Source organism: Undibacterium sp. 14-3-2, from assembly GCF_016595265.1.
GTDB lineage: Bacteria > Pseudomonadota > Gammaproteobacteria > Burkholderiales > Burkholderiaceae_D > Undibacterium > Undibacterium aquatile.
Genome location: NZ_JAENGS010000006.1, coordinates 102,508 through 120,902 on the forward strand (window position 1 = coordinate 102,508; position 18,395 = coordinate 120,902).

At 49.5% G+C, this 18,395-nt stretch carries 20 protein-coding genes; 14 read left to right on the top strand and 6 right to left on the bottom strand.

The window, feature by feature from the left end; all coding sequences use genetic code 11:
• Positions 1–139 precede the first annotated feature (139 nt).
• The 5 genes from Undi14_RS14100 to Undi14_RS14120 all read left to right on the top strand — a co-directional run bounded on the left by Undi14_RS14100 (position 140) and on the right by Undi14_RS14120 (position 6,550).
• The gene (locus Undi14_RS14100) at positions 140–1,288 is read left to right on the top strand and encodes a tetratricopeptide repeat protein (RefSeq protein ID WP_200180996.1); all 1,149 of its coding nucleotides are present in this window, start codon (positions 140–142) and stop codon (positions 1,286–1,288) included.
• 124 nt (positions 1,289–1,412) lie between these two features.
• On the top strand, positions 1,413–2,723 hold the full coding sequence (gene argA / locus Undi14_RS14105) for an amino-acid N-acetyltransferase (protein ID WP_186885802.1): 1,311 nt from the start codon (positions 1,413–1,415) through the stop codon (positions 2,721–2,723).
• A 79-nt stretch (positions 2,724–2,802) separates the two neighbouring features.
• Complete coding sequence (locus Undi14_RS14110; protein ID WP_200180999.1) at positions 2,803–3,075, top strand: oxidative damage protection protein; 273 nt, start codon at positions 2,803–2,805, stop codon at positions 3,073–3,075.
• Positions 3,076–3,343: 268 nt separating this feature from the next.
• A complete protein-coding gene (locus Undi14_RS14115; RefSeq protein ID WP_200181001.1) occupies positions 3,344–4,609 on the top strand; it encodes an HD-GYP domain-containing protein in 1,266 nt (421 codons plus the stop codon).
• Positions 4,610–4,744: 135 nt separating this feature from the next.
• On the top strand, positions 4,745–6,550 hold the full coding sequence (locus tag Undi14_RS14120) for a hypothetical protein (RefSeq protein ID WP_200181003.1): 1,806 nt from the start codon (positions 4,745–4,747) through the stop codon (positions 6,548–6,550).
• A gap of 286 nt (positions 6,551–6,836) precedes the next feature.
• On the opposite strand, the gene rpiA is transcribed toward Undi14_RS14120, so the two are convergent.
• Together rpiA and Undi14_RS14130 are read right to left on the bottom strand one after the other, a co-directional pair.
• A complete protein-coding gene (gene rpiA, locus Undi14_RS14125; RefSeq protein WP_190480748.1) occupies positions 6,837–7,508 on the bottom strand; it encodes a ribose-5-phosphate isomerase RpiA in 672 nt (223 codons plus the stop codon).
• Positions 7,509–7,605: 97 nt separating this feature from the next.
• Entirely contained in the window at positions 7,606–8,625 is a 1,020-nt protein-coding gene (locus tag Undi14_RS14130; RefSeq protein ID WP_200181006.1) for a serine/threonine protein kinase, read from the bottom strand.
• A gap of 151 nt (positions 8,626–8,776) precedes the next feature.
• On the opposite strand from Undi14_RS14130, the gene Undi14_RS14135 reads away from it, so the two are divergent.
• The 3 genes from Undi14_RS14135 to Undi14_RS14145 all read left to right on the top strand — a co-directional run bounded on the left by Undi14_RS14135 (position 8,777) and on the right by Undi14_RS14145 (position 10,292).
• Positions 8,777–9,478: a UPF0149 family protein gene (locus Undi14_RS14135; RefSeq protein WP_186885796.1), complete on the top strand. Its 702-nt coding sequence runs from the start codon at positions 8,777–8,779 to the stop codon at positions 9,476–9,478.
• Positions 9,479–9,621: 143 nt separating this feature from the next.
• Positions 9,622–9,900 carry a hypothetical protein gene (locus Undi14_RS14140; RefSeq protein ID WP_200181008.1) on the top strand — a complete coding sequence of 93 codons (279 nt, stop codon included), beginning with the start codon at positions 9,622–9,624 and terminating at the stop codon, positions 9,898–9,900.
• Positions 9,901–10,040: 140 nt separating this feature from the next.
• Positions 10,041–10,292, top strand: coding sequence for an acyl-CoA-binding protein (locus Undi14_RS14145; protein WP_186898146.1), 252 nt, complete (start codon positions 10,041–10,043; stop codon positions 10,290–10,292).
• A 70-nt stretch (positions 10,293–10,362) separates the two neighbouring features.
• Here Undi14_RS14145 and Undi14_RS14150 read toward each other — a convergent pair whose 3' ends face one another.
• On the bottom strand, positions 10,363–11,328 hold the full coding sequence (locus Undi14_RS14150; protein WP_200181010.1) for a D-glycerate dehydrogenase: 966 nt from the start codon (positions 11,326–11,328) through the stop codon (positions 10,363–10,365).
• Between the two features lie 377 nt (positions 11,329–11,705).
• On the opposite strand from Undi14_RS14150, the gene fdxA reads away from it, so the two are divergent.
• From fdxA to nth, 5 genes are all read left to right on the top strand, one after another.
• Entirely contained in the window at positions 11,706–12,029 is a 324-nt protein-coding gene (fdxA, locus tag Undi14_RS14155; RefSeq protein ID WP_186898148.1) for a ferredoxin FdxA, read from the top strand.
• A 68-nt stretch (positions 12,030–12,097) separates the two neighbouring features.
• A complete protein-coding gene (locus Undi14_RS14160) occupies positions 12,098–13,168 on the top strand; it encodes an NAD(P)/FAD-dependent oxidoreductase (RefSeq protein WP_186898149.1) in 1,071 nt (356 codons plus the stop codon).
• 294 nt (positions 13,169–13,462) lie between these two features.
• Entirely contained in the window at positions 13,463–14,698 is a 1,236-nt protein-coding gene (locus tag Undi14_RS14165) for a polyhydroxyalkanoate depolymerase (RefSeq protein ID WP_200181012.1), read from the top strand.
• A gap of 120 nt (positions 14,699–14,818) precedes the next feature.
• On the top strand, positions 14,819–15,529 hold the full coding sequence (rsxB, locus tag Undi14_RS14170) for an electron transport complex subunit RsxB (protein ID WP_370589961.1): 711 nt from the start codon (positions 14,819–14,821) through the stop codon (positions 15,527–15,529).
• Entirely contained in the window at positions 15,526–16,173 is a 648-nt protein-coding gene (gene nth, locus Undi14_RS14175) for an endonuclease III (protein WP_200181014.1), read from the top strand. The genes rsxB and nth overlap by 4 nt, the downstream gene beginning before the upstream one ends.
• Before the next feature lie 81 nt (positions 16,174–16,254).
• Here nth and Undi14_RS14180 read toward each other — a convergent pair whose 3' ends face one another.
• Positions 16,255–16,836 (bottom strand): malonic semialdehyde reductase, encoded by a 582-nt coding sequence (locus tag Undi14_RS14180; RefSeq protein WP_186885788.1) that lies wholly within the window; start codon positions 16,834–16,836, stop codon positions 16,255–16,257.
• Positions 16,837–16,958: 122 nt separating this feature from the next.
• On the opposite strand from Undi14_RS14180, the gene Undi14_RS14185 reads away from it, so the two are divergent.
• Positions 16,959–17,387 (top strand): DUF1841 family protein, encoded by a 429-nt coding sequence (locus Undi14_RS14185; protein WP_186898151.1) that lies wholly within the window; start codon positions 16,959–16,961, stop codon positions 17,385–17,387.
• Between the two features lie 68 nt (positions 17,388–17,455).
• On the opposite strand, the gene Undi14_RS14190 is transcribed toward Undi14_RS14185, so the two are convergent.
• Complete coding sequence (locus tag Undi14_RS14190) at positions 17,456–17,803, bottom strand: cytochrome c (protein ID WP_190480754.1); 348 nt, start codon at positions 17,801–17,803, stop codon at positions 17,456–17,458.
• Positions 17,804–17,818: 15 nt separating this feature from the next.
• Positions 17,819–18,142, bottom strand: a complete 324-nt coding sequence (locus Undi14_RS14195) for a cytochrome c (protein WP_200181016.1) — start codon at positions 18,140–18,142, stop codon at positions 17,819–17,821.
• Positions 18,143–18,395: the final 253 nt, after the last annotated feature.

Below are 18,395 nucleotides of genomic sequence, written 5' to 3' on the forward strand. Positions count from 1 at the left end.
ACCACCTTACGTCTACGACCCATTTTGCGTAGCTATTTCGCAATCCAAAGTAGCCTAGATTGCTGTCTAAATGAAGAACCTGTTTCATCAACAAAATTGAAATGTGTTTCAGTCAAAATACAGACGCGTGAGGATTAAAATGAAAACTTGGATTATTCTGCTCTTCGCCAGTTTGCTGAGCGCCTGCGCCAGCCAACCCAACCAAAAATTAAGTAACCTACAACTTCACGATCAGGGCTTTGGCCCGGCACCGACATCCATCAATGCAGAAGATGTCATGGCGGTCAGCAACGAAATGCATACGTACATAAAAAATGAAATTGCTACCCAACTACGTGGAAAATCCCCACAAAAAGCCCTGTTTGAAGCACTTTCCACCAAAGGCCAGATCAAGCTTGAATACGATGCGGAAATGACCCGCAATGCTGCACAGGCCTTCAACGCCCGCTCCGGAAATTGCCTGTCGCTGGTGTTGATGACTGCAGCACTGGCAAAAGAACTGGGCATGAGTGTCCAATTTCAAAATGTCATGATGAATGAATCCTGGAGCCGCAACAACGATATTTATTTTGCGGTAGGACATGTGAATATCGTACTGGGAAACAAATCGGTATTTAGGAACTCCGCGCAGGAATATAGTCAATCCATGGTGATAGATTTTCTCCCTCCCAAGGATCTGCATGGTCAGCGTGCGGAACTGATAGCTGAAGCCACCGTCATTGCCATGTATTTCAACAACCGCGCCGCTGAATCGCTGGCACAACATCAGGTCAACGACGCTTACTGGTTTGCCCGTGCCGCACTGATGAGCGACCCTGATTTCATTGCCGCCTACAATACCCTTGGCGTGGTATATCACCAGCATGGAGATCTGGCGTTATCTGAAACTGTCTTCAAGCAGATTCTAAGCAAAGAAAAAGAAAACACGATGGCGCTCAGCAATCTGATCGAAGTATTGCGCAAAGTCGACCGCCAGTCTGAAGCACAGGTATATGCCGACAGGCTGGCAAACCTGCAACCGAATGCTCCCTTCCACTACTTTAACCGTGGCATGGCGGCCATGGATCGAGGTGAATACGCCGAAGCCAAAGCCCTGTTCAAACGGGAAATAAAACGCGACCCGAATTATGACGAATTCCATTTATGGCTTGCACTGGCACATTTAAAACTGGGTGAAACCAAGGACGCGATAGAAGAACTTACACTGGCACAGGCCAACAGCACCACACGCAAGGCCCGGAATTTATATGCAGGCAAACTGGAAAGGATTAAAGCCACGTACCATTAAGCCATTCAAATATTAGCGATCAGGCACTTACCGATACGAGATCCGGCGTCTGATTGACAACAATGTGGAAATTCGACCACGTTGCAAGGTCATCTGCTTTCTCGTCTAAGATTATAATTGGCGGATGGAAAATCCTGTTCAATTCGTTCAATGGCTGCGCTCAGTCGCGCCGTATATTCACGCCTTTCGTGGCAAAACCTTTGTGGTCGCCTTTCCCGGCGAACTGGTCATGGCAGGTGCACTGCCCGTGCTGGCACAGGATTTGTCTTTATTGCACGCGCTTGGTATCAAAATTGTCATCGTCCACGGCTCACGCCCACAGGTCGCTGAACAACTCGCCTTGCGTAATGTGGAAGGCCGTTTTCACAATGGTATCCGGATTACCGATATCGCCGCACTCGAATGCTCGAAAGAGGCCGCTGGCGAATTGCGTCTCGATATCGAAGCGGCATTCAGCCAGGGCTTGCCCAACACCCCGATGGCACACGCCGCGATACGCCTGATTTCCGGTAATTTTGTTACCGCCAAACCGATAGGCATCGTTGATGGCGTAGATTTCGGCCTGACAGGCACCGCGCGTAAAGTCGCTTACGACACCATAGGCCGTATTCTGGATGGTGGCAGCCTGGTTTTGCTGGGGCCACTCGGTTTTTCTCCAACGGGCGAAGCATTTAACCTGACCATGGAAGATGTCGCCGTCTCAGCCGCCAGTGCGCTGCGCGCCGATAAGCTGATTTTTATTTCAGAGACGCCGATGATGGTGGATCGCGAAGGTGCTGAAATCCGCGAGCTTTCCTTCATTCAGGCAGAAAAAGAATTGGCCGCCAATTACCTGCCGCCGGATTCCGCGTTTTATCTGGAACATGCGGTAAAAGCCTCACGCGGCGGAGTACCTCGTATTCATATCGTGCCGTATGAAATGGATGGTTCTGCGTTGCTGGAATTGTTCACGCATGATGGTGTCGGCACGATGGTATCGTCGGAAAATCTCGAAAGTCTGCGCGAAGCGACGATTGAAGATGTCGGTGGCATTATTAAACTGATCGAACCGCTGGAAGCCGACGGCACGCTGGTGAAACGTGGCCGCGAACTGATAGAGCGCGAAATCAATTACTTCTCGGTGATTGAACATGATGGCGTGATTTTCGGCTGCGCTGCCTTATATCCGTTCCCGTTTGAAAAAATGGGCGAAATGGCCTGCCTGACGGTCAATCCGGACGTACAGAGTCAGGGCGACGGTGAACGTATTCTGAAACACATAGAAAAACGCGCACGCCGCGCTGGCTTTCATTCACTGTTTGTGCTGACAACCCGTACTGAGCATTGGTTCCTGAAACGCGGCTTTGTCAAAGCAACCGTTGATGATTTGCCGAAAGACCGGCAAAAAATGTACAACTGGCAGCGCAAGTCATTGGTTCTGATCAAGCAACTCTGATCACTTGGCTTTATAATCCACGGCGATTGAATTACTGTGACGTCCGCTGTGTTTTGACGAATTACTAAGGAGTATTACTATGGCCCGTATGGTCCACTGCATCAAACTGAACAAAGAAGCTGAAGGCCTGGATTTTCCGACATATCCGGGTGAGCTGGGTAAAAAAATCTATGAAAGCGTATCCAAAGAAGCCTGGGCTGGCTGGCTGAAACATCAGACCATGCTGGTGAATGAAAACCGCCTGAACCTTGCCGACACCCGCGCCCGTAAATATCTGGCGACGCAGATGGAAAAACATTTCTTTGGTGACGGTGCCGACGCCGCTGCCGGTTATGTACCACCGACGGAATAATCACCTTCCGTTCAAACAAAAAGCCCGCAACTCGCGGGCTTTTTTCTTAGTAACGTATTAAAAATCAGCGCGCAACGTATACATATCGGCATGATGGTATTTCGTCATATCAAAGAATCACAGTTATTTAAAAAGTCAGTTTTTGCGGTTTTTATGGGAAACCTGTGCATTTTTGTGTTTTCTTAAGATTTTGTTCAGAAATGCCATATATGCTGAGCATTCTCACTGATATTTCTATTCCAAGATGCACCTAACCCTGGGTTCAACGATGAACATCTACAAAAAACGGGCAGCAATCAGGATAGGACTGGTCAGTCTGCTGCTGGCGATACTTGGCAGCCCTCTGGCCTGGCTGATTTCACGCGAAAATGCCGAAGAAGAAGTCGTTTCGTTTGCTATCGAAGAAAGTCGCCGCCCGCTGGCGTTTCTGAACGATACAAGCAAATCTGATACCGATAACGCCAGGCAAGCACAAAATGGCGCAAACATTCTGACCAGCGGCATATTCGACATTGCCGAAGTCTACGATGCGCAAGGCAAAAAATTAGCTGAACAAATGACGCCGACCGGAAGTCTGGTTGAAAACCAGTTGCCACATCATGCACGCCCAGACTATCAGGATACGCACTACGAAAATAATGCGATCAGTCTGGAAGGAGATAAAAGAACGGCCATCCGCGTGTTCGTTCCTCTGTTTGACAAGCAAATGAAACTGAGCGGCTATTTTGAAGGTGTGCGCGTGATACCCGAATGGCAAATGCAGCAAATTTCTGCCGATGCCAGCATCGTTGCGCTGATGGTGGCAATTGCGTCATTGCTGTGCGGGATGACGATTTACCCGGTGGTCACCTACCTCGCGAAAGAAAACGAACGCAAAACGCTGCAAATCTATGAGTCGCACATTTCGATGATGGAAGCACTCGGACGCGCCATCGCAAAACGGGATTCAGATACCGGCTCGCACAATTATCGGGTTGCCTGGATGTCAGCGCTGATGGGCGAAAAACGTGGCTTGAGCGGTGAACACATGCAAGGTCTGATCATCGGCAGTTTTTTGCACGATGTCGGCAAAATCGGCATTCCGGATGCGATCCTGTTAAAGCCGGGCAAACATACGCCGGAAGAAATGCAGATTATGCGCACCCATGTTGAACATGGCGAACAGATCGTCAAAGGAGCAGGCTGGTTACCCAGCGTAGCCGCCGTGGTCGCGGCTCATCATGAAAAATGGGATGGCCAGGGTTATCCGCGTGGGCTACAGGGCGATGCCATTCCTTTGGAAGCCAGGATATTTGCGATTGTGGATGTGTTTGATGCCTTGTGCTCAAAGCGTCCGTACAAAGAACCGTTCAGCTACGAGCAAGCAATAGCGATTTTACGGGAAGGCGCAGGCAGCCATTTCGACCCGGATCTGCTGGCACAATTTCTCGACATCGCCAGTTCGGTCTACAACACGATCTCGTCCATGAACGAAGAACAAATACGTGAATTGCTCAGAGAGACCATGACCCGCCACTTCGTCATCACTGCATGAGCGGCGTCAGAACTCTGCTTCATCTTACCGATACGGTGAGTGTCGTATCAGTGCAACCTCAGCCAGCATTTCAATGTCAGCACAATCGAGAATGCTAAAATATTAAGCACGATTTGTTCTGACAAGGTTGACATCATGTACCGGACTATCCTCACCGCTCTCAGCCGCTTGTTCAGCATTTTCATGTTACTGGCACTCGTTTCCTGTGGATCAGGCGACACCTCTGCAAATAAAGAAACGGTCGCACCAGTTGCCGGCATTCGTGCCATCACGGCAAGCGGTGCGGTCAATGACACAATCTATGTTTTGCCCGAAACAGGCTGGTACTGGAACCCGGCAGAAGGCGGTCGTGGCTTTGCGATTGAACGTCAGGGAGACAAGATATTTTTATCTGGCTTTCTGTACGAAAGCAATGGACATCCGACCTGGTATGTCACCACGATGGAAATGCAGTCGAACAAACAATTCATAGGATCGCTGGCGCGTTTTGCCGGTGGGCAGAGTCTGACCGGTGACTATAAAGGTGCGACGCAGAGTCAGGTTGGATATGCAGTACTCTCGTTTACGTCCGCGACTGAAGGTACGCTGTATGTCACGCCGGATACCGGTGAAAACGCGATTACTGTCAAACTGCAGCGGTTTCCGATTTCCACTCCGGTGCCGTTTCAGGCTTCGGCAGCCAGTTTTCAGAATGGCTGGTGGTGGAGCGACAAAGAAGGCGGGCGCGGCTATTTTATTGAAGTACAGGGCAATCAGGCCTTTATCGGCAGCTTCATGTACGACAACGCTGGCGAACCGACCTGGTACGTCAGTTCCGCCACATTATCCGCACCGAACAAACTCAGCGGATCACTGCAGGAATATGCTGGCGGTCAGACCTTAATCGGTGGCTACAAATCAGCGGGACTAAAAGCCAATGCAGGTGATATGAGCTTCAACTTCACTGCCGCCGATGCCGCGACGATGACACTGCCAAACGGAAAACCGGTACAACTCAGCCGTTTTGGATTCAGCACCTCAACCAGTTCTACGCCGCCGTCAATCAGTTGCACGTCACCGCAAATACTGCAAAATGGCAGTTGCGTCAACGCCACCGCGCCGGTTCCGATTCGTCCTGTTTTTTATTTCACCATCACTCCGGTTCAAAGCGGAAACTATTACGGTGTCATGCTCTGCTATGCGGGCCCTTACGATTGCGACACACTGGTCAATTCCATTTTTGTCAGCAATGAAGAGTTACAAGACCCGGATACCGCCGAAGCCTTAATTTATGCCAAAAGCGTTGCGGAAGAATTCCGGCAGATCATCGACCGGCTGTGGCGGGCAAAAACCTACCCGAGCAATACAGCCCTGGCAGCGGCCTTCCGCACGGCGATACAAAACAATCTCGCAAACCGTGGCAAAACCGCTGTCAATGACGCGACCAATTATCTGATGACGGCTGGCTATCCGGCCGCTTCCACCGCAGCCCCAGTCACGCCAACCTGCTATGCACCACAAATACCGCAGAATGGTGTGTGCATCACGCCGCCGACACCAGTGACCTGCAAAGCACCGCAAATACTCTCTAACGGCTCCTGCGTCACGCCACTACCTTTGGATGTGAGACCAATATACGGCGCCTACGGCATCGCTACGCCGCAAAATCATAAACAGTTTTCAGATGCAATTTGCGATAGCTGGCAAGTCATCGGCGCACCCGTGGTGCTCAGCACTTGCACGACCAAATCGGGTTACTGGGGCTATGAAGTCATCGAAAACCGCAGCGCCACAACGGCAAGAATTTGCTATAAAGCGTATTTCCATAGTGGTGCAGCGCCAGATAAAGGCTGTTACTCCTACATGAAATCGATGGAAATAATGACGCCATATTGCCCTGACTGCGCCAGCAAAAAAGGAGGCGCAAGACAAATCGACTTAACTGAATTCACACCTCAGTAACATGGCCTACCCGACCTCATGCCTGCGGCATGCCAAAAGGATGCCTGGAAGCTTAAAATATACTCCCCCCAGTATATAAAACAGCCCTTTTTTTATAAGGAGATGACGGTGGTTTTATTAAATTAGTGGGGGAGTATGCAAAAATGGCTGTCAATAACAACCATTTTTATGTTCACCGATCTGTTTGAGTCCATTGCGAATCAGTTGCAGATCCGTCGCAAATCAGTCGCAGGTCTGTCGTGAAATTTTCCGCATTTCACTCAGTATGAGCACTCAGAACGCGCGCTCAGAATTGCAGAGTTTTCACGCCTTCTGCTGTTCCCAGCAGGCAGACATTCGCGCCTTGTTGCGCAAACAAACCCACCGTCACCACGCCCACGATATTATTGATCGTCGCTTCCAGTGCCACCGGATCAGCGATCTGCAAACCGTGCACATCAAGGATCATATTGCCGTTATCCGTCAGCAAAGGTTTGCCGTCTTTCAGACGCAAACGTGCCTCACCACCCAGCGCATTGAGCTTACGCGTCACCACCGCATGCGACATCGGAATCACCTCAACCGGCAACGGAAACTTGCCCAGTTGATCAACGAGTTTAGAGCCATCGGCGATACAGACGAATTTATCGGCCACGGAAGCCACAATTTTTTCGCGGGTCAGCGCAGCGCCACCGCCTTTAATCATCGCGCCTTGCGGCGTGATTTCGTCTGCCCCGTCGATATACACGGGCATCGATGTCACTTCATTCAGATCGAGCACGGTGATGCCGTGATCACGCAAGCGTTGCGCGGTGGCTTCCGAAGAAGCAACTGCCGCTTTGATTTTATGCTTCATTTTTGCCAGTTCGTCGATAAAGAAATTAGCGGTCGAGCCTGTGCCGACGCCAACAATCTCATTTTCAACAACATAAGCAATCGCTGCCTGGGCAACAGCGCGTTTCAGTTCATCCTGGGTCATGGTGATTTCCAATCATGCGTGGACTTTAGTATTGCAGTCCAAAAGTTCAAAAAATTTGCGCTATTTTACCGGACAGCAGACCAGTACATAGTAAAGCTCAGACCGGCCACAATGGCGCGTCATCCATCAACGCGATCTGCTCGCGCAATTCGAGTATGCGATCCTGCCAGTAACGCTGGTTGTTAAACCACGGGAACGCCGCCGGAAACGCCGGGTCGTCCCAGCGTTGCGCCAACCACGCCGAATAATGCAGCAGACGCAGGGTACGCAGCGCTTCAATCAGATGTAACTGGCGCGCATCAAAGTCAAAGAAATCTTCATAGCCAACCAGAATATCGGTCAGCTGGCTCTGCATCTCGGCACGGCTGCCGGACAACAGCATCCACAAATCCTGTATGCCTGGCCCCATGCGGCTATCGTCAAAATCAACAAAATGCGGCCCGGCCTGCTCGCCGGATTCTAGCCACAAGACATTACCCATGTGGCAGTCACCATGCAAACGCAGCATCTGCACGTCCCCTGCCCGCTCGTAACAGCGTGCAATACCATCGAGGGCCTGTTGCGATACCGATTCATACGCCTGCAGCAAATCTGGCGGAATGAAATCATGTTCCAGCAACCATTGCCTCGGTGCGATACCAAAGGTCTGCTGATCAATTGCGGGTCGGTGACAATACGTCTGCATTGCGCCAACGGCGTGTATGCGTCCGATGAAACGTCCCAACCATTCCAGCGTGGCGGCATCGCCGATTTCCGGCGCACGTCCGCTCTGCCGTGGGAACAAGGCAAAACGATAGCCGTGATACTGATGCAGACTGTCGCCAGCCGCATTCACTATCGCAGGCACAACCGGGATCTCTTGCGCCACCAACTCGCGCACAAACTGATGTTCTTCAAGAATCGCCGCATCGGTCCAGCGCAGTGGCCGGTAAAACTTGGCGATCACCGGCGGCGCGTCATCCAGCGCAAGCTGATACACGCGATTTTCATAGCTGTTCAGCGCCAGCAAACGCCCATCACAATGCAAGCCGCAACTGTCAACAGCATCGAGCACCAGATCAGGTGATAAATCAGCGAAGGAAGCAGCCTGGGAAACGGGGGAGATTTGTTCTGTCATTCCTGAATTGTACGTGCTTATCCCCTGCCCGCCTTGATTTACATGCCTCTGAGACGGATTTAATTCCACGGAAAAACGCAGAAAACACCTGCACAGCCTGACGACAAAGCGCTACACTTCCGGTATTTTCATCACACCAACAGGTAACACCATGCATCTCGACGAACCGCTCAGCGACAAAGAATTCAACGAACTCGATAAATTTCTCATGTCCGATAAGGTAGGCGATGAAGGTATGACGATGGACGCCTTGCACGGCTATCTGACAGCGATTGCGCTCGGGCCTGAAATGATACCGATGGCGGAATGGCTGCCGAAAGTCTGGGGGCTGCCGGAACAGGGCGAACCTAAGTTCAAAAACGAAAAAGAAATGCAGCGCATCACGCAACTGATCGCGCGTTTTATGAATGAAATACAAATTACGTTTGAAGTCGCGCCACAGGAATATGAACCTTTATTCTGCGTGATGGAACAAAACGGCAAAGAACTCATCGACGGCGAAACCTGGGCCTGGGGCTTCTGGGAAGGCATGCAGTTACGCGAAGAAGCCTGGGAAGCCGCCTGGGAATCCGAAGAAATCGGCCCTTTGCTGCAACCTATCTATTTGCTGGGTGCCGAGGAAATCGAAGAAGAAGAAATGCGCTTCGTCGATACGCCAGAAAAATGCCACGAACTGGCGCTGACGCTGGAAGCTTCGATTCCCGCGATACGCCGTTTCTGGGTGCCTTTGCGCAAATCCGGTGTCACAACCGTAAAACGCGAAACAGCGAAAGTCGGTCGCAATGATCCCTGCCCTTGCGGCAGCGGTAAAAAATACAAAGTCTGCTGCGGTGCTGAACCAACTATCCATTAATTCGGGTTCACGATAACAGGCAGGCATCAGGAAGAAAATATTGTGTTTGTTTTCTTTCTGAAAGCGGCCAAACCGCTAGTCAATATTGACCCTAGCTTCACTCATAACGCAGCAACGACGAAGCAAATACTTGAAAGGCCGCCATGGGCATAGAATATTCGATAGAATTTTCCTTTACTGATGCACATCGCGTCGCCAGTTTATTCGCCGCCATCGGTGCGTTAACCGTCACATTACCAACTGGTGCCCGTTACGATTTTCAATCCGCTGTCTCTGGAAGAATGCCGGATGGCACCGCAAAAATAACTGAGTCAGGCGTGATTTTTTATTCGCACGGTGGCCAAGGCGAAGAATATTTAGGCAAAGTTATCGCCTCACTGGTCAGAGAATTCGGTAGTGTCAACGTACGGAAAACTCAGTAAATTATCGTCCCTGATTCAACTGGCGCTGATCCAGTACTAAGGTCATCTTGCTGGAAGGAACCCTCTAGCAGTAATGCTGGCGAACACATCTTCAGCGTGCTATTTTTTGCGCTTTCGTTTAAAGACCGCCGGAGACCCGCATGAGCTTGCAAGAACAATTCAACCAGGCATTGGCAGATTCTAAAAATCTGCCGGAACGTCCTGACAATATGACGCTGTTAAAAATCTATGCTTTGTATAAACAAGGCAGCACTGGCGACGCAACTGGCGATCGCCCGGGTATGACGGACTTTGTCGGTCGCGCCAAGTTTGATGCATGGGCTGGTCTGAAAGGCACGACGCAGGAAGCCGCGATGCAACAGTACATTGATCTGATTAACTCACTGAAATAAACAATAAAAACGCAATGAAAAAAAAGCCCTGATCAGGGCTTTTTTTTGCGTCGATTTTTGGCAACCAGCCTCAGAGTTTCAGCAAGTTCGGCGGCACCTGCCCGCTCAAACCGGCAATCAGATTATCGGCGGCACAATTCGCCATTGCCAGACGTGTTTTTTCTGACGCACTGGCGATATGCGGGGTCAGTACGACATTGTCGAGCGTCAGAAAATCCGGGTGAAACTTCGGTTCGTTTTCAAACACATCCAGCCCGGCAGCAGCGATACGTTTTTCGCGTAGCGCTGCAATCAGCGCCACATCGTCCACAATGCCGCCACGTGCCAGATTAGTCAGCGTTGCCGTCGGCTTCATGATAGCCAATTCAGCCGCAGCAATCGTGTGGCGGGAAGCCGGTGAATACGGCAACACCAGCATCACATGATCGGCCTGGCGTAAAAGCTCTTCTTTGCTGACATAACTGGCATTATTCGCCTGCGCTTCCAGCTCTGGTGTAATCCGTGAACGATTGTGATAAATCACCCGCATATTAAATCCAGTGGAACGGCGCGCAATTGCCTGTCCGATACGCCCCATACCGATAATTCCCAGGGTGGAACCGTGCAGATCCGGCCCCAGGAAATAGTCGTAACGCCATTTATTCCATTTCCCTGCCCGCAGCCAGTGTTCTGATTCGGTAATACGCCGCGCTGTCGCCATCATCAGCGCCCAGCCAAAATCGGCAGTCGTTTCATTCAGCACGTCAGGTGTATTACTCGCCATCACGCCATGCGCAGAGCAAGCCGGCAAATCAATATTATCGTAACCGACCGCCATATTCGCGACCATTTTCAACTCCGGCACTTGCTGCAACAAAGCAGCATCAATGCGCGCGCTTCCTGTCGCCAGTATCCCGGCTTTGCCAGCCAGACGCTGCGCCAGCTCTGCCGGCGTAAAAATCACATCTTCCTGATTCGACTCAACTTCAAAATGCTGACGCAAACGGTTCAATACTTCTGGAAATATCGCTCTGGCAACCAAAATCGCTGGTTTCATAGTTAACAACTTTCTTTACATTAAAGGCGGGTGGTTGCTTATCTTAACCTCGAAAAAGAAGTTTTTCCGGGTTCCTCTGCGTCCTTAAAAACTTTCATCTCAGCAATGAATGATATAGATGATTTTCATCGATAGTGACCCATATCAATAACAATGACCGTGAATCCACTTAAAATAAGATTTTGCGTTTCCGCTGACAAAAGCGCACTTCCAGAATCGCTTTTAATCCCTGTTCGCATTTGCTTATGCGCAAACGATATAAGTGCAGTTTGTGAGAACTCTTAAATTGCCTTAAAATACAAGGCTTTGCAGCCTAAGCATGTGTTTTTCTGCGATCTGGCTGCGCCAACATCCCGAATTTTTTAGATTGGACTGTTATGACCCACGTTGTGACCGAATCCTGCATCCGCTGCCGTTATACCGATTGCGTGGATGTCTGCCCTGTGGACTGCTTCCGTGCTGGCCCGAATTTCCTGGTTATTGATCCGGACGAATGCATCGATTGCGCCGTTTGCGTTGCAGAATGCCCGGCAAATGCAATTTATGCTGAAGAAGATGTGCCGTCTGACCAGCAACAATTCATCAAAATCAATGCGGATCTGACACGCAACTGGCCTTCCATCACCAAAACAGTGGCACCACTCACTGATGCGGATGACTGGAAAGATGTCAAAGACAAACTGCAATATCTGGAGCGCTAATCTGGCGCGGATAACTCCGCCCAGCTTATCCACGTAATTTTAAGCAATATCAGGAACTATCTAGTCGTATGGAAAACAAACAAACTACCCAGGTAAATGGCGTTATTGAAGCAGATGCCGTCATCATTGGCGCAGGTCCGGTTGGCCTGTTTCAGGTGTTCGAATTAGGCCTGCTCGAAATCAAAGCCCACGTCATTGATTCTCTGCCAGTAGTTGGCGGTCAATGCGTAGAGTTGTATCCTGATAAACCGATTTATGACATCCCTGCAGTTCCTGTCTGCACAGGCCAGGAATTAACTGACAATCTGCTCAAGCAAATCGAACCGTTTGAACCTACTTTCCATCTGGGTCAGGAAGTCACTCTGGTTGCGCGTCGTGAAGATGGTCGTTTCGACCTCGAAACATCGACTGGCACCCGCTTTATCACAAAAACGATTTTCATTGCGGCCGGCGTTGGCTCGTTCCAGCCACGTACCTTAAAAGTCGATGGCATAGAAGCGTTTGAAGGCAAACAGGTGTTCTACCGCGTCAAAGATCCTAGCCAGTTCCACGGCAAAAATCTGGTCATCTGCGGCGGCGGCGATTCCGCGCTCGACTGGGCATTGAATCTGGTGGGCAAAGCAGAATCCATCGTGCTTCTGCATCGTCGCGACGATTTCCGCGCAGCGCCTGCCTCTGTCGCCAAAATGAAAGAGCTGTGTGACAACTATGAAATGCAACTGACTATCGGTCAGGTTACCGGCATTGAAACCAAAGATGACCTGTTATCAGAAATCAAAGTGACAGGTGCAGACGGCGTCACACGCCGCATGCCGCTGGATAATCTGCTGGTGTTCTTCGGCCTCTCACCAAAACTCGGCCCTATCGCTGAGTGGGGTCTGGAAATCGAACGCAAGCAATTGAAAGTCATGGACACTGAGAAGTTTGAAACCAATGTTCCGGGTATTTTCGCGGTGGGTGATATCAACACTTATCCAGGTAAGAAAAAACTGATTTTGTCGGGCTTCCATGAAGCGGCGCTGGCGGCTTTCGGTGCAGCACCGTATATTTTCCCTGAAAAGAAAATTCACATGCAATACACGACAACCTCACCAAAACTGCACAAGATTCTGGGTGTGGATACTCCGACATTCGACTAAGTCGTATCGTTTCTAACAAAAGCGCAAAGGTAAAAACTTTGCGCTTTTTTATTGGAAAAAAATGATCGAATCATACTTATTCGGCAATAAATTTATATCCTGATCACGTTTGTAACATTAATTTGCACACGAACGATCAGCAGCAGCAACAGAAAAACCAAAAAATTCAAAACTGGTTTATGATGCAATGCAATATCCCTATAAAAATACTGCCATAAGCAGAGAGAACTTTTCCTAAAATCCAATCAGTTGTAAGAAAACGGACTATCCGTCTTTGACCAGAAAGATGTCATCATGCTCTATCAACTTCACGAACTTAATCGCGCTTTCCTGACCCCGCTCACTCAATGGGCAGAAGCATCATCCAAATTATTCACTAACCCGGTTTCTCCCCTTGCGCATACGCCCTACGCACAGAGAGTCGCTGCTGGTTACGAATTGATGTTTCGACTGGGAAAAGATTACGAGAAACCAGAGTTTGGCATCACCTCGACCACCATCGACAAACAGGTTGTGGAAATCGCCCAGGAAACAACTGCAATCAAGCCATTTTGCAAGCTGCTGCACTTTAAAAAAGTATTGCCAACAAAAGATCTGCAAAAATTAAAGCAGCCAACAGTATTGCTGGTTGCGCCACTCTCCGGGCACCATTCAACCCTGCTGCGCGATACGGTTCGTGGCTTATTGCCGCTTCATGATGTCTACATCACCGACTGGACAGACGCCCGCATGGTGCCACTGTCGGAAGGCCGCTTCCATTTGCATGACTACATCTACTACGTTCAGGAATTTATCCGTACTTTAGGCCCCGATGTACATGTGATTTCTGTATGCCAGCCTACTGTGCCGGTACTGGCAGCGATTTCCCTGATGGCAACGGATAACGATCCACATTTGCCGAAAACAATGACGATGATGGGTGGTCCGATAGACCCGCGCAAATCGCCGACACAAGTCAATAACCTCGCCACCGAAAAGAAATTCTCATGGTTTGAAAACACCGTGATTTACAGTGTACCGGCAAACTATCCTGGCTATGGCCGCAAAGTCTATCCGGGCTTTTTGCAGCACACGGGTTTCGTCGCCATGAATCCGGATCGTCATGCTCAAAGTCACTGGGACTTTTACCAGCATCTGGTCAAAGGTGATGACGAATCTGCGGAACAGCATCGCAAGTTTTATGACGAATACAATGCGGTGCTGGATATGCCAGCCGATTACTACCTCGAAACCATTAAAACCGTGTTCCAGGAATTCCATTTACCGAAAGGAACATGGAAAGTTGAAGGCAAGCTGGTGCGTCCGCAGGACATCAAAACGGTGGCTTTATTCACTGTTGAGGGTGAGCTCGATGATATTTCCGGCGCGGGGCAAACGCAGGCCGCACACGAACTTTGCAGCAATATCCCGGCAAACATGAAACAGGATTTCGTCGCCCCTGGTTGCGGGCACTACGGTATTTTTTCAGGTCGTCGCTGGCGCGAAATCATCGCTCCGAAAATTGCTGAATTTATTCAGAAACACGCCTGATTTCATTGCCATCCACAAGGCGTCAGGACGGCGAATCAGCAGCCACTATTCTCACGGATAGTGGCTTTTTCCATTGTTGTTCCTGAAATTTGCGTAGATAATCTCAGCTTCGCACATCGCATTTATTTGTTTACTTCATTTCCCGTGTCCACTTCCATCGCAGCACAAATCGAAGACCTGCTTCCTCAGACGCAATGCACAAAGTGTGGCTATCCATCCTGCCACCTTTACGCCACCGCAATTGCCTCTGGCGAAGCCAGCTACAACCAATGCCCTCCGGGTGGTCAACAAGGTGTGGAACGTCTGGCACGCTTGCTGGGTCAGCCTGTGATCGCGCTCGATGTCAGCCGCGGCGCAGAGCGGGAACGCCCCGTTGCGGTCATTGATGAAGCCTTTTGCATAGGCTGCACGCTTTGCATACAAGCATGCCCCGTCGATGCGATTATTGGTGCGCCTAAGCAGATGCATACCGTGATCGCCAACCTGTGCACAGGCTGCGATCTCTGCGTTGCCCCCTGCCCTGTCGATTGCATCGCCATGTTACCGGCGACTGAGGGAAAAACCGGTTGGGATGCATGGAGTCAGGAACAGGCAAATAGCGCGCGTCAGCAATTCGAATTCAGAACCATGCGTTTAGCGCGCGAAAAGCGTGAAAATGACGAACGCCTGGCGGCCAAGGCCGCTGCAAAACTAAAGGCGCTGGAATTGGAACCTGCGCTGAGCGAGGAAGAAATACGCAGCAAAGAACGTAAAAAGGCGGTGATTGCCGCCGCAATGGAACGCGCCAGATTAAAAAAAATTGCAGCAGAAGCGGAGCAAAATAAATCATGAATGCAGAAAAACGGCATGCCATTTTTACGCGTCTGCAAAAAGAAAACCCGCACCCAACAACAGAACTTGAATACAAAACGCCTTTCGAGTTACTGATTGCGGTCTTATTGTCGGCTCAGGCAACCGATGTCTCCGTTAACAAGGCTACCCGCGTGCTATATGCGGTCGCCAACACCCCTGAAGCGATTTATGCGCTCGGTGTTGATGGATTAATTCCGTATATTCAGACGATAGGCTTATTCAGGACCAAAGCAAAAAATGTGATAGCGACCTGTCACCTGCTGATGACGGAGCATCATAGCGAAGTGCCGCGCAACCGCGAAGCGTTGGAAGCCTTGCCCGGTGTCGGCAGAAAAACCGCCAACGTGGTGATGAATACTGCGTTTGGCGAGCCAACCATCGCGGTCGATACGCACATTTTCAGAGTATCAAATCGTACCGGCCTCGCGCCTGGCAAGAATGTCGATATTGTCGAACAAAAACTGATGAAATTCGTACCAAAAGAATTCCGTCAGGACGCCCATCACTGGCTGATCCTGCATGGACGATATACCTGTATCGCCAGAAAACCCAAATGCTGGAATTGCATGATCGCTGACTTATGCGAATACAAACAAAAAACGCCTTTGCCTGATAAGGTGTAAAGGCGTAATCGCATCGCGATTAACGTACACATGCATGCGGTGCACGTTGTTTCAAACTATGTGCATCACCAGCTAAGCACGCTATACAATTTTGCAGGCCTCTTCAAAACTGAGACGTGGCGAACGTGGAAATAATTTCTCTGCATCGCCATAACCCAGATTACAGATAAAATTAACTTTCACTTCCGTTCCAGCAAAAAAACTTTGATCGATCTTCTCTGCATCAAAGCCAGACATAGGCCCGCAATCCAGACCAATCGCTCGCGCCGCCAGCATCAGATAAGCGCCTTGCAATGACGAATTACGAAATGCCGTCGACTCAATCGCCGCCTGATTCCCGACGAACCATGAACGCGCATCGGTATGCGGGAAAAGTTTAGGCAATTGTTCATAAAACGCCATGTCCATACCGATAATGGCAGTCACCGGTGCAGTTTTTACCTTATCGACATTTCCTGCAGAGACGCAGGCAGCTAACTTTTCCTTTTCAGCGTCCGACTTTACAAAAACAATGCGCGCCGGCGTTGAATTCGCCGCAGTCGCGCCCCACTTCATCAATTCATAAATCTGGTACAGCTGCGCGTCGCTGACTGGCTTGGCGAGCCAGACATTATGCGTGCGGGCGTGGGAAAATAGAGTGTCGAGGGCGTCTTGATTCAGCATTGTTTTTCCTTTTTACTGTGACAGATGAATAAATGAAGTCTGAAAATGTTCAGGCTTCAAAGCGATAAATGAAAAATCCCCTACAATAGCAAACTTCAAATTTAAGCTCCGGTATCAATGTTATGTTTAACCCCAGCCAGCAAGATGTCAGACGTTTTTTTTGCGAAACCTACAGAAAAAACCAGGCACGAGAGATTCTGACACCACTGGAAGCGATTGCTTCAGACTGGATCAGGCAACACCCTGAATACGATGAGACTTTACACGATGCAGAAGAAGCGCTGCAGGCGAATTACAGCGTCGATCAGGGACAAACCAATCCTTTTCTGCATTTATCGATGCATCTGTCGATTTCAGAGCAAATCTCTGTCGATCAGCCGCGCGGCGTCAAAGCAGCATTTCAGACTCTCGCCAACAAATACAACTCAGAACACGAAGCGCACCATCAGATCATGGAATGTCTGGGTGAGATGATCTGGAACTCCCAGAGAACCGGGCTGCCGCCGGACGGTCAGGCCTACATCGAGGCTTTACAACAACGATGCAGATAAAAAAAGCCACGGTCAACGTGGCTTTTTATTTTTAACGCTTTGCACTCAATGAACGAGCGTTTTTTGACTTATTTTTTCAGTACCAGACTGCCAGGTAAACTGTGCAAGTAAGCAGCAATATTTTGAATATCAGTATTCGACAAAGCCTTTGCCTGCCCGCCCATAATCGCATTACCGCGCCCATTCGCGCCATCCGCACCGCGCTGATACGCCTTCAATGCCTGCGCCAGATAATCAACATGTTGCCCAGCCAGTTTAGGGTAAGCCGGATCAATCGGCGAGTTGTAATCTTTACCGTGACAAGACGCACAGTTATTTTTTTCAGTTGCAGCTTTGCCAGCCTCAATATTGCCCGCAGCAAAAGCAGAAACAGAAAAGAACGAAAGCAGCAACGCTAGTAATTTGACTTTTTTCATCTTGATCTCCGACTCTTATTTTTGTTGTGAATAGTAAGCAGCTAAATCAGCGATATCCTGATCAGTCAGGCTACCGGCAATACCACGCATAGACGGATGTTTACGTTCACCCTTTTGATATGCTTTCAGCGCGCTTTCTATGTATTTCGCAGACTGACCACCGATCATCGGGACTTGAAAAACTTCAGGGTATGTCGCCTTGTATCCGGGAATGGCATGGCAACCTATGCACATAGCAATTTTTTTATCAGCAGCATCTTTAGCATTGCCAACAACTTCAGCCGCTGCTGCAGCTTGAGTGAGACTCGTGAAAACGAGGAGTGCGAACAGTTTTTTCATATGAGCTTTAATAAGAATTATACAAACTGAAAAATGAAGACAACACCTTGATGTAGCTCAGCATTCTATATGATCAAAATCAATTTTGCGTAAAAAAAAGTCAGCAAAAACCCACAATTTGCACAACTATGCAGCAGTTTGTTGTTCTGATGTTTTGCTCTGCGTTGTGTCCGGACATAAAAGCCATCGATGGTGATTCTGAAAAAACGCACATCCGTTCACAAAATTACAGATTCTCGCTTATACTCGGTAA

Coding starts and splice junctions, on each gene's coding strand:
- Undi14_RS14100 (WP_200180996.1), top strand. CDS start 140: ATGAAAACTTGGATTATTCTGCTCTTCGCCAGTTTGCTGAGCGCCTGC.
- argA (WP_186885802.1), top strand. CDS start 1,413: ATGGAAAATCCTGTTCAATTCGTTCAATGGCTGCGCTCAGTCGCGCCG.
- Undi14_RS14110 (WP_200180999.1), top strand. CDS start 2,803: ATGGCCCGTATGGTCCACTGCATCAAACTGAACAAAGAAGCTGAAGGC.
- Undi14_RS14115 (WP_200181001.1), top strand. CDS start 3,344: ATGAACATCTACAAAAAACGGGCAGCAATCAGGATAGGACTGGTCAGT.
- Undi14_RS14120 (WP_200181003.1), top strand. CDS start 4,745: ATGTACCGGACTATCCTCACCGCTCTCAGCCGCTTGTTCAGCATTTTC.
- rpiA (WP_190480748.1), bottom strand. CDS start 7,508: ATGACCCAGGATGAACTGAAACGCGCTGTTGCCCAGGCAGCGATTGCT.
- Undi14_RS14130 (WP_200181006.1), bottom strand. CDS start 8,625: ATGACAGAACAAATCTCCCCCGTTTCCCAGGCTGCTTCCTTCGCTGAT.
- Undi14_RS14135 (WP_186885796.1), top strand. CDS start 8,777: ATGCATCTCGACGAACCGCTCAGCGACAAAGAATTCAACGAACTCGAT.
- Undi14_RS14140 (WP_200181008.1), top strand. CDS start 9,622: ATGGGCATAGAATATTCGATAGAATTTTCCTTTACTGATGCACATCGC.
- Undi14_RS14145 (WP_186898146.1), top strand. CDS start 10,041: ATGAGCTTGCAAGAACAATTCAACCAGGCATTGGCAGATTCTAAAAAT.
- Undi14_RS14150 (WP_200181010.1), bottom strand. CDS start 11,328: ATGAAACCAGCGATTTTGGTTGCCAGAGCGATATTTCCAGAAGTATTG.
- fdxA (WP_186898148.1), top strand. CDS start 11,706: ATGACCCACGTTGTGACCGAATCCTGCATCCGCTGCCGTTATACCGAT.
- Undi14_RS14160 (WP_186898149.1), top strand. CDS start 12,098: ATGGAAAACAAACAAACTACCCAGGTAAATGGCGTTATTGAAGCAGAT.
- Undi14_RS14165 (WP_200181012.1), top strand. CDS start 13,463: ATGCTCTATCAACTTCACGAACTTAATCGCGCTTTCCTGACCCCGCTC.
- nth (WP_200181014.1), top strand. CDS start 15,526: ATGAATGCAGAAAAACGGCATGCCATTTTTACGCGTCTGCAAAAAGAA.
- Undi14_RS14180 (WP_186885788.1), bottom strand. CDS start 16,836: ATGCTGAATCAAGACGCCCTCGACACTCTATTTTCCCACGCCCGCACG.
- Undi14_RS14185 (WP_186898151.1), top strand. CDS start 16,959: ATGTTTAACCCCAGCCAGCAAGATGTCAGACGTTTTTTTTGCGAAACC.
- Undi14_RS14190 (WP_190480754.1), bottom strand. CDS start 17,803: ATGAAAAAAGTCAAATTACTAGCGTTGCTGCTTTCGTTCTTTTCTGTT.
- Undi14_RS14195 (WP_200181016.1), bottom strand. CDS start 18,142: ATGAAAAAACTGTTCGCACTCCTCGTTTTCACGAGTCTCACTCAAGCT.